Genomic DNA, 9,597 nt, shown 5'->3' with positions numbered 1-9,597 from the left:
CGGTGTTGGAAGCGAAAGGGCGGTTGCCGGTGAGTGAATATGTGAGGTGCCGTGTAAGGTATTTCTGTGACGGAGCGATTTTTGGGAGCCGGGAGTATGTGGAGGAAATGTTCGGAGCGATGAGGGAACGGTTCGGACCGAAGCGGAAGTCGGGAGCGAGGCGGATGAAGGGAGTGGAGGAGGAATTGTTTGCGCTGAGGAATTTGAGGTTAAAAGTAATACGAGTGCCGGAGCGGGATGAAGGAGGGTGAGGGGAACTCTGGATGTGCGATTTTAGGTTTTGAATTTTGGATCGAGAACGAGATCGCGAGCGGCTGGCATGAGCTTTGGCGCAAGTCCGCGTTCTTGCCAATTTACACCAGGAATAGTCCGGCCCTGTAGAATTTATTTCGCGGGGGCGGCGGCGGCGGGTTTTTCCGGGGCGGATTGCTGTTCGGAACCCTTCTTGTAAACGATCGAGGCGAGGGCGATGCCCAGCCCGAGGATGACGGCAAAGACGATCCACTTCGAGCTGTTGTTTTGCTCCGCGAAAGGATCATCGAGCGACCATTCGGATCCCGGGGGGACCGCCGCCACTTTGGTGAGCGAGCCGCCGAACGGAACATTGATGCGGGCCTTCGCGTTGACCGCCCATCCGTTGGCGTCGAGGATGGGTCCGAGATTGCGCTTTCGCAATTTCAGGTACGCCATGACGACGGAAGGAAGCGAGATCATCACGAGGATGGCCAGGATGGCCAGGGGGATCTGCCACCAGGACAGGTCGAGCAATTTGCCGAAAATGGTCCCCAGCGCTCCCAGCAGCGTGGTGAGCACCAAACCGATTGCGGCCAAAGTGCCGGTGTCGATCTTCTTGGGCGGTTCGGCGGGCTTCGCTTTGTCCGCCTCACTCACCGATTTGGCGGTGGCTGCTGAATCGGCTGCCGCGGCTCTTTTCGCGATATTTTCCTCAATCATCCGCACCAACTTCTTGTACGGAGCGAAAAAGGCCTGCCGGATGCTGATGGGGTTGTCGATGATCTTGCTGATCGTGGCGTCCCAATCCCGGCCTTGCCGGTCGTAGAATACCCCGTTGCGACCGACCATGAGATTGTCCGAATCGCCGCCCGTAAACGCGGCCACAATTTGCATTTTTTCACCCGATCCCTTGCGCACACAATCGCAGTAGGCCAGATACGTGCCCGCCAGACCCGCCATGCTCGCGTGCTTGCCGGGATCCTCGACCCGCATGCAAAGTTCACAGCTTCTTTGATCGAGGTAGAGTGTGCCCGCCTGGAACATCGCCCTGTCGCGACGGTTGTAGAAATAGGTGAAGGAGACGTAGTTGTTCAGCAGGCGATGCATGTCGCGATGGTAGCGAACCAAGCGATCCACCGAGGCGATTCCGTTGGATTCCGGTTCCAGCGCCTTATCCTTCGCAATCAATCCCGCGAGCGTTTCCTTGGCTTTCCCCGCGAGCGTTTCCTCCAACCGCGCCAAACCCAGTTTTTCAACCGACGCTCCCGCTTTGGCGCCCAGCCAGGCTTCGTAGGCGGTAAATTTGTCCGACAACGACCGCCACTCGGATTCCGTCAGCGATGCTTTATCGCCCAGAATCGGCTTCACCACTGAGGCGTGAAATGCTCCCAAAGCCGTTGCCCAGCCTGGATTGACCCCTTCGACAAGGGGCAAAGGCTTCCCGGCTTCCACTCGGGCCAGCGGGAAATGGGCAAACTCGGAGCCGCCAGAAGAAAGGTCCTTGGTCCCCAAGGACAAATACTCGGCTTCTTGCCGGTTCACCGCCGTCAAGGCTCTGCTGTCGAAAGCCGCCAGGCGGCAACGGGCGAAAAAGTCGTCGATCTTGGCGCGAACCGCCTTGAGCGCGCTATGAGCTTCGGCTGATTTGTCCGCGAGCGGGAGGAACCCTGGTTCCTGGGCTTTCTTGGTCCAGGAGGTGAGGGCCGCGGCATCCGCGAAAAACTGATCGATCTTGGCCTGGGAAACTCCGGGTTTGCCGCTGCGGTCCGTCTCGGCACCCAGGCAAGCGATAATGTCCTTGATGACGGCTTTGGTCGCGTCGTCATCGGCCGAGCTCTCGGTGACGATGCCGTCTCCGTTGAATCTCGTCTGGACGAAGATCCGCGCTTGATCCGCCGTGTCCTCGGCACTGATTTCGGTGGCGTCGGCCTTTCCGAGATTGGCGAGGATTTGCTTCGCCGCGGCCAGGACCTGTTTGCCTTCCGGGCTGGAGTCTTGGATGGCGGCAAGAGGCAGAGAGTTGCGGCCTTTGGTCAAGTCATCGGGGTTCTTGAGCAAAGAACCGGCCCAGCGGACGGCGGCGAGGATTTCCGGCGGGCGAATCCGTCCGTCCTTGTCGCTATCGATCAAATCGAGCGTTTGCGTGTCGAATTCGACGCCGCGGGTTGGGCAGGCCAGGGCGACCCAAAGTTTTTGGTCCAATTGATCCAGGCTGAGCAGGTCAGCGCCGGTTTCGAGGAGGACTTGGTCAAAACCGCCGGCACGGAAAAACTTCCAACGATGCTTGGTGGGCGAGGGGGAAGATCGGGAGGTGGTCATAGAGCGGGGGGAGACTAGAGGGAGTTCCGCCTGAATCAAGCCCACCGTTGGGATCGCTCTTTGAACCCGTGCATCCCGAAGCCGTTGGTAGGGCGGGCCTGTCCCAGCCCGCCGCCCACTGGATGCAAAACATCATGCTCCGGCGGCGCGCCGGGACGGACGCGCCCTACCTGCATCACCGGCAACATCGGGATGCACCGTCTTTGAACTCACCCACGGCGAATTCGCAAGACGCCGGCCGGGGCGGGGCGTTTGGAGTCCCGCTTTCGGGCGGAAAGCGCGGCGGCCCGTGTTGGCTCGGCCCTCAGAGCCCGATGCGGGGATGCTACCGCCTCGCCGCCTTGGCTGGCCCCAAAATCTCTCTCCGCAGGACCCTTGCCGAAATCACAAAGAGGCTCTCAAGCCAAGATTTCCCTCACCACGTGTCCATGCACATCCGTGAGCCGGAAAGGGCGACCGTCGAACGTGTAAGTCAGGCGTTCGTGGTCTAGTCCGAGCAGGTGCAGAACGGTCGCGTGGAGATCGTGCATATGCACTTTGTTCTGCACGGCGTAATGGCCGAAGTCGTCCGTGGCGCCGAGCGCGAAACCGGGCTTCACCCCGCCTCCCGCCAGCCAAACGGTGAAACCGCCGGGGTTGTGGTCGCGTCCGGTGCCGTTTTTCTCCGCGTATGGGGTACGCCCAAATTCGCCGCCCCACCAGACAAGGGTGTCTTCGAGCAGGCCGCGCGACTTGAGATCCGCCAGGAGTCCCGCAATTGGCTTGTCCACGGCGCGGGCATGATCTGCGTGTTTGGCCAAATTGGAATGCTGGTCCCAACGGGGGTTCGCAGTGTTGTCGCCGTAATTCACCTGGACGAAGCGCACGCCAGACTCGCACAAGCGGCGAGCCATGAGGCATTGGCGCCCGAAATCGTCGGTATCCTTCTCGCCAATGCCGTAGAGAGCGAGCGTGGAGTGCGATTCACCCGCGAAGTCCAGCACGCCGGGCGCGTTCATCTGCATGCGCCAGGCCAGTTCGTAGGCGTTGATCACAGCCTCAAACTCCGCGTCGCCGGGGTGCGCCCGAGTCTGGCCGGCGTTCAAGGCTTGGATCAGGTCGAACTGGCGGCGGCTCGCGGCATGGGTGGAAGCGCCGGAGAGGTTGCGAATCGTTTGTGCCCCGGCCGGTTGACCGGCCACGCCGACGGCAGTGCCTTGGAAAACAGGAGGCAGGAAGGCGTGGCCCCAATTGCGAGCGCCGCCATTTCCCAACGGGGGGGCGATGGAGACAAAGCCGGGCAAATTCTCGTTCTCCGTTCCCAAGCCGTAACTCACCCAGGCGCCCATGCTCGGTCGGATAAAGTTGGTCGAACCGCAATGGAGAAAAAGCGTGGCGGGTCCGTGGGCCACGCCTTCGGTGTGAAGCGAGTGGATGAAGCAGAGGTCGTCGATATGCCGCGCAACCTGCGGAAACAGTTCGCTGACCCAATGTCCGCTCGCACCGTGGCGGGCGAATGACCACGGTGACTTCAGCACGCGTTGGTCCGTGCCCCGATGGCCCGTGTTGGCCAGGGTACGGGCGTCGTCGAAGGGGAGTTGCTTCCCGTCATCGCGGTCCAGGCGTGGCTTGTAATCAAAAGTGTCCACCTGGCTCGGTCCTCCCTGCATGAACAGGAAGATGACGCGACGAGCCCGCGGACGAATCATCGGCGCTTTCGGAGCGAGTGGATTCGTGTAGGCATGGGCGCGGGGGCTGAGCATTCCGGCCAGCGCCAGTGAGCCAAAACCGCAGGCCAGGCGCCAAAGCGCTTCGCGGCGGGGCATGGAAAGCAACGAGCTCACACCGAAATTCATAGGCCAAACGGCCGGTTCGGACAAGGTTCAACGGCGGTTGGCCCGATCGACTGCGGAGCGCGGTGTTGACCTCGACATGACACACAAACTTAGCCTTCCAGACAGGAGACCGATTTTCGGTCAAGCATGGCAGGGTCAAAACATGACGCGCCGGCGGACCCATGGCCGAAGCGGCGGGAACGCCGCGACCCGGCGCTCCGCGCACCTTTCCGACAACTTGTGGCCGCCCTGGGCGGCCCGGCATCGTCCAACTTCCGCTTGATTGGCTGGCTCGGTTGCCCAGACTCCGCGAGCGCTGCCTCGCGTCCCATTGAAGAAGACTTTTCTGACCCACCCGGAACTCGCCGTCCTTTTCTTCCTCCACGGAGCCGCCTTGAGCGCTTGGTTCGTGCCGCTGGGCCGGGTTTTGGATAGTCACGAACTCGGGTCCGCAAAACCGATGGCTTACGCGGCCTCGGCCATCGCGGCCTTCGTCTCGCCACTTTGGTTTGGAGCCATGGCCGATCGCCACGCGTCCCCCGTCAAGGTCCTCCGCGGGCTGGCCCTGGCCACTGCGGCCTCAATGTCCCTGGCCAGCGCCGCGATCCACTGGAAGGCCGGACCGGGCCTTACCTTGCTGGCCATTCAGGTGCATTCGCTGTGCTCATCCCCCACCTGGCCGCTTTCCTGCACGGTGGTCTTTGCGCGGCTCGCAAACTCCAAACATGAGTTCGGCCCGCTCCGCGCGGTTGGGACGTTCGGATGGATGGCGGGTTGCTGGCTTGTGAGCGCCTTGGGCGCCGACGCCTCCCCTGGGTCGGGGTTTGCGGGCAGCCTGATCTGGCTCGGGGTCGCCGCCATGACTTGGCGGCTTCCGAAGGTTGAAGCGCCCAACTCGTCCGAAGGATTAACCCTCCGCCAGCGGCTGGGCCTCGACGCTCTCGATCTCCTGCGCGTGTCCGATCACCGCATCGTCTTTTTCACGGCGGCCCTGCTGAACGTCCCGCTGGCGGCATTTTACCCCTACACACCACCTCACCTGCGCGAACTCGGCCTGGAGCGGACTTCGGCCTGGATGACGCTGGGCCAAATCACCGAGATCGCCGCCATGTTCATGCTCGGCGGCTTGATCACGCGCTGGCGGTTGAAGTGGATTTTCGTGGCCGGACTGAGTTGCGGGGTGCTGCGCTTCGCCTTGTGCGCCCTCGATCAACGCGGCTTCATCCTCGGTGGCATTGCCCTCCACGGTTTCTCTTACACCCTTGTCTTCATTACCGCCCAGATTTACATCGATGAACGGATCGATCCGGCTTGGCGGGCCCGAGCGCAAGCCCTCCTGGTCCTGCTCACCAGCGGATTTGGGAATTTAGCGGGCTACCTGGGCACCGGTTGGTGGCATGCATATCTTACCGGCCCGCAAGGCACCCGCTGGAGTCTTTACTGGGCTTCCCTCGCCGCCAGCGTGGGATTTCTGCTTGTCCTCTTCCTGGTCGCTTACCACGGACGTCCGGATACCAAGCGGACCGGTCGAACACGGACAACTTCACCTTCCGACTAACTTGATGGTGAAGTTACTCACCGTTCCGCACCCCGATCCGGTGGAGTTCTTTTGCTGAAAACCGCAATTGATCCGCATCGATCTATCGCAAGATCTTGGCGGCAAAGGCCTGTCTCATGATTCGATGGGTCACCCTGCGGATGCACCTCAACTTTTGGCAGGCCTCTGACGCTCAAGCTTTTGCGCAGCTCGACGCTTCTGAATCGCCGTTTCCAGGCTTCCCGATTCCACGGTTCCACCTTCGGTCCGTCCGCAGGATGCGTCCTGGACTCCGCTACTGCGGATCCCATTTGATCCAATCGAAAAACCCGAGCTCTTCAAGGCGGAGCCGCAACGATTTTTGGGCCTCCTTTGAGAGTCCTGCGTGGGGCAGACGCGGGGGTCCCACGTTCACTCCAAGCATGCCCATCAAGGCCTTGGAGGCGGCCATGTAACCGAACGACGAAAGCAAGGCCACCAGACAAACCGAGCGCCGCTGTTCCATGCGTGCGTCCTCCATTCGTCCGTCGGCGAAGGCCTTCACCAACCGGTGATAAAGGGGTGCCGCGAAATTGTAGGTGCTGCCGATCCCGGCACGACCGCCTAGCGCCAATGCGGCGAGCAAGAACTCATCGCATCCAAAGGTAATGGTCAGCTTCCCCTCACAAGCCAGCAAGCACTGTTGGAACATCGCCAAGTCGTGATTGCTGAATTTCAGGCCCCCCAAATTGGGAATCCGCGCCGACGCACGCTCCAGGAATTCGCCCATCGGGAACGCCACGCCGGTCATGGACGGAATATCATAATAAAAAAACGGCAGTTCGGGTGCTGCTTCGGCCACCTTCTCCGAGCATTCAACCAGTAAATCCAGAGTGCGCGGCTTGAAATAGCAGGGAGGGATGGCGCTGAAGGCAGCCGCCCCTGCCCGGGACGCCCGGTTGGCCAGGATTCTTGCATCCTCCACACTATTCGCACCCACATGAACCATGACTTTCAAAGTCGATCCGCGCGTCACACTCATCCAGCGGTCGGCCAAGGCCAGCCTCTCTTCCAGAGTCAGTGAATGGCTCTCGCCCGTGGTTCCACCCACAAAAGCAAACTCAACCCCCTGTCGAACCAAATGGGCGGCCTGATGCTCGATCGCGTCGAGATGCATTTGGCCATCGTCCCGGAAAGGCGTGTGGGTAGCCGCGACCAAGCCAGTGATGGGAAACGATTTCATGAGGGAGCACTCCCAGGCTCGCGGCGTGAAGGTTGAATCAGCAGCATCAGCACCACCGAAACCGTCGCGATTCCTGCAAAAACTCCAAAAATGACATTCAAGGGTACCTGCCGATCCCGCAAAATTCCGAAGCCCCAATCGGCGAAGCCGCCGCAACTGATGCTGACCATATTCATAAGGCCATACCCTGTGGCCCGGAGCTGGGGCCGGGCAATCTGACACAAAATAGGCATGTTGTTGCAATCGAAGGCGCCCCATCCCAACCCGAATACAATCAGGAAAACCACCGCCACCGTGAGGCTCCCCGCGTTGCCCACCCCAAACAGCGCCGGGATCAACAGGCTGATCCCCAATGCCCCCACATAAATCCGGCCTCGTTCCGTTCGCTGGCTCCATTGGTCCGCGAGCCAGCCTCCACCCATGGCCCCCAGCACGGCTGCGACCTGCCAGTACAGCGTCGCCGAGACCCCCGCTTTGCCCTGACCAATGTTGAACTGCTGCTTCAAAATCGCCGGCATCCAGTCCCTCACCACCCAAGCCGCAAGCGCCGGCAAGGTAAAACAAAGCACCAACAAGACAAATGAGCGGTTCCCGAATAACTCCTTCACCGCCGCGCCCATCGCCGGCTTGGGATCCGATTCCGCGACCGCCCGGGCCGACGCCGGGGCATCTTTCAAGAGGAAGACCAGCGGAATGGAATAGAGGATTCCTGCGATGCCCGTGAAATCAAACACCCGGCGCCATCCAAACCCCGGATCCTCCGCCAAATAACCCGTGAACCCACCGGAAATCACACCCGCATAAATCGCCATCTGATGCAATCCCACCGCCCGGGACCGCGTGGATCCTGAATGATACTCGGCGATCAAAGACAGTGCCGCCGGAATATAAAACGCCTCGCTAATTCCCATCAGGGATCGCGTCCACAGCAATCCGTCATACGTTTGCACATGCCCGGTGGCCCAAGTCACCGCGGACCAGACAAACAGGCTCCCACAGATCGTGAGCCTGCGGCTGAATCGATCCGCAATGTAGCCTCCCACGGGGCTCAGGATCGCATAAACCCACTTGAACTGCCCCAGCATCATCCCCCAGTTCGCTTCGGTCCCGATCGAAGGAATATCCTTCATCACCGAGAACTTCATCGCCGCCAGCATCTGCCGGTCGAGATAGTTCAGCAAAGCCACCGGCCACAGCAGCAGGACCACCATCCACGCCAAGCGGCCCGCGCCCGCCCAGCCTCCGCCGGTCGCGTCCGAATCCGAGGGTTGAGTCTGCTGCGGCACGCCCCAATGACCCGATCATTGCGCCGAGAACGCAAATACGCTCGTGCTGTTCCAGGTTTGGCCTGGACGCAACACCGGCGAGGGAAAGGCCGGTTGATTGATGGAATCCGGGTAATGTTGGGTTTCCAGACAGAGCCCGCCGTGCTGGAGGTGATTGCCCGTGTAGAGCTGCACACCAGGTTCGGTGGTGCTGACGTCCATCACTCGCCCGGTTTTCGGATCCACCACTTTTCCAGCCGTTCGCAGCACTCCCTTGTCTCCGGTGACCACAAAGTTGTGATCGTAACCGTTCAGCTTGGGCTTGAGTTGCTCGATGCGCGATCCGACGCGCGTGCGCGTGGTGAAATCCAATGGGGTGCCGTTCACACTCGCGATGGCCCCGGTCGGAATCAACTCATCGTCCGCCGGTGTGTATCGATCCGCATTCAGCCAGAGCTCGTGATCCAGCACATGGCCTTCACCCGCCAGATTGAAGTAAGCGTGATTGGTCAGATTCACGGGAGTCGCCTTGTCTGTCGTCGCAAGATAATCCATGCGCAGCTCATGGGAATCGGTCAGAGTGTAGATCACTTTCACGTGAAGGTTCCCCGGATATCCCTCTTCGCCATCCTTGCTCAAATAACTCAGTTCAACGGATCCTTCGTTCGGCTTCGCCGGCAGAACCCGCCCGGTCCACACCACACTCGCAAAACCCTTTCGCCCTCCGTGGATGTGGTTTCGCCCATTGTTGGCCGCGAGCGAATACTCCATGCCATCGATCTTGAACTTGGCTTTGGCGATGCGATTGGCGAAACGCCCGATGACCGCGGCCGACCCGCGAAATCCTTTCAAATACTCATCCAACGAAGCGGCTCCGAGCACGACATTGGCCATCTTGCCTCCGCGATCCGGAGCTTGAATTTCCGTGATGATAGCCCCGTAAGTGATGATCTTCACCACCATCCCTTTCGAATTCCTGAGGGTGAACTGTTGCACCCCGGCGCCGTCGGGCATTTTGCCATAATCCGAGGAGGATACCCGTTCAAACGAGGCCGACAGTCCGGTGGTCGCGAGAAAAAGAAACGCCAAGAGGGCGGTGCCCATGGCGAGGGAGGAACATTGCATGAGCCGATCTTGACCAACGCCCGAGCCAAGGCAATGGGAAAGAAGGCCGTCTCGGTTCAGGCGGTGCATCCGCACGTTGTC

6 protein-coding genes are annotated in these 9,597 nt (G+C 60.6%); 1 reads left to right on the top strand and 5 read right to left on the bottom strand.

What is annotated here, in order from left to right; genetic code table 11:
• Positions 1-384: 384 nt before the first annotated feature.
• Both FJ404_02785 and FJ404_02780 read right to left on the bottom strand, forming a co-directional pair.
• Entirely contained in the window at positions 385-2,553 is a 2,169-nt protein-coding gene (locus tag FJ404_02785; protein ID MBM3821811.1) for a hypothetical protein, read from the bottom strand.
• Positions 2,554-2,951: 398 nt separating this feature from the next.
• Positions 2,952-4,388, bottom strand: coding sequence for a DUF1501 domain-containing protein (locus FJ404_02780; protein ID MBM3821810.1), 1,437 nt, complete (start codon positions 4,386-4,388; stop codon positions 2,952-2,954).
• A 262-nt stretch (positions 4,389-4,650) separates the two neighbouring features.
• Here FJ404_02780 and FJ404_02775 point away from each other — a divergent pair, with 262 nt between their 5' ends.
• Complete coding sequence (locus FJ404_02775; protein MBM3821809.1) at positions 4,651-5,925, top strand: hypothetical protein; 1,275 nt, start codon at positions 4,651-4,653, stop codon at positions 5,923-5,925.
• A 274-nt stretch (positions 5,926-6,199) separates the two neighbouring features.
• Here FJ404_02775 and FJ404_02770 read toward each other — a convergent pair whose 3' ends face one another.
• The 3 genes from FJ404_02770 to FJ404_02760 all read right to left on the bottom strand — a co-directional run bounded on the left by FJ404_02770 (position 6,200) and on the right by FJ404_02760 (position 9,516).
• Positions 6,200-7,126 carry an N-acetylneuraminate lyase gene (locus FJ404_02770; GenBank protein MBM3821808.1) on the bottom strand — a complete coding sequence of 309 codons (927 nt, stop codon included), beginning with the start codon at positions 7,124-7,126 and terminating at the stop codon, positions 6,200-6,202.
• The gene (locus FJ404_02765) at positions 7,123-8,337 is read right to left on the bottom strand and encodes an MFS transporter (protein MBM3821807.1); all 1,215 of its coding nucleotides are present in this window, start codon (positions 8,335-8,337) and stop codon (positions 7,123-7,125) included. Before FJ404_02765 ends, FJ404_02770 begins: the two co-directional genes overlap by 4 nt.
• A gap of 90 nt (positions 8,338-8,427) precedes the next feature.
• Complete coding sequence (locus FJ404_02760) at positions 8,428-9,516, bottom strand: galactose mutarotase (protein MBM3821806.1); 1,089 nt, start codon at positions 9,514-9,516, stop codon at positions 8,428-8,430.
• Between the last annotated feature and the right edge of the window lie 81 nt (positions 9,517-9,597).

This window comes from Verrucomicrobiota bacterium, assembly GCA_016871495.1.
GTDB lineage: Bacteria > Verrucomicrobiota > Verrucomicrobiia > Limisphaerales > VHDF01 > VHDF01.
Note: the sequence above shows the minus strand (reverse complement) of the source record. Positions and strands in the feature narration are given on the sequence as shown.

What these genes read in the sequence shown, in the direction of transcription:
- FJ404_02780 (MBM3821810.1), bottom strand. Translation starts at nt 4,388, where the DNA reads ATGAATTTCGGTGTGAGCTCGTTGCTTTCCATGCCCCGCCGCGAAGCG.
- FJ404_02760 (MBM3821806.1), bottom strand. Translation starts at nt 9,516, where the DNA reads ATGCAATGTTCCTCCCTCGCCATGGGCACCGCCCTCTTGGCGTTTCTT.
- FJ404_02785 (MBM3821811.1), bottom strand. Translation starts at nt 2,553, where the DNA reads ATGACCACCTCCCGATCTTCCCCCTCGCCCACCAAGCATCGTTGGAAG.
- FJ404_02765 (MBM3821807.1), bottom strand. Translation starts at nt 8,337, where the DNA reads ATGGTGGTCCTGCTGCTGTGGCCGGTGGCTTTGCTGAACTATCTCGAC.
- FJ404_02770 (MBM3821808.1), bottom strand. Translation starts at nt 7,126, where the DNA reads ATGAAATCGTTTCCCATCACTGGCTTGGTCGCGGCTACCCACACGCCT.